At 48.6% G+C, this 553-nt stretch carries 2 tRNA genes and 2 rRNA genes; all 4 read left to right on the top strand.

Features of this window, described 5'->3' with window-relative positions:
* Positions 1-117, top strand: a 16S ribosomal RNA gene (locus LZG74_RS26185); the annotation flags it as partial.
* Between the two features lie 46 nt (positions 118-163).
* Positions 164-237, top strand: a tRNA-Ile gene (locus tag LZG74_RS26180).
* Between the two features lie 52 nt (positions 238-289).
* Positions 290-363, top strand: a tRNA-Ala gene (locus LZG74_RS26175).
* Between the two features lie 73 nt (positions 364-436).
* Positions 437-553, top strand: a 23S ribosomal RNA gene (locus LZG74_RS26170); the annotation flags it as partial.

The raw sequence follows: 553 nt of genomic DNA, 5'->3' as shown, positions 1-553 counted from the left end.
GGGAGTCGGGGAGACCTGAAGCAGTAGGTTAAAGACACTGTTAGGGTAAAATCGGCGACTGGGGCTAAGTCGTAACAAGGTAGCCGTACCGGAAGGTGCGGCTGGAACACCTCCTTTCTGGAGACGAGAGACTCTGCTTTTGGTTTATCTTTATCATATATTAGGGCTTGTAGCTCAGGTGGTTAGAGCGCGACACTGATAATGTCGAGGTCCGTGGTTCGAGTCCACGCAGGCCCACGGAAAACAAGTATCAGGAAAACGTTCTTGATAATTTTTATTGAAAAAATTTGGGGGATTAGCTCAGCTGGCTAGAGCACCTGCCTTGCACGCAGGGGGTCAACGGTTCGAATCCGTTATTCTCCACATTACCTCGAAAGCGGGGTAACGAGTTCATTGACATATTGTGAAGTAGAAGAGAGAAGAAGAAATTAAGATCGCGCAAGCGAATTAAGGGCGCATGGGGGATACCTAGGCTCTCAGAGGCGATGAAGGACGTGATAAGCTGCGAAAAGCTACGGGGATTGGCACATACAAATTGATCCGTAGATATCCG

Source organism: Dyadobacter sp. CY327 (assembly GCF_021390415.1).
GTDB classification, from domain to species: domain Bacteria; phylum Bacteroidota; class Bacteroidia; order Cytophagales; family Spirosomataceae; genus Dyadobacter; species Dyadobacter chenhuakuii.
The sequence above is the reverse complement of the archived record's forward strand: the minus strand, read 5'-3'. Positions and strand labels throughout refer to the sequence as shown.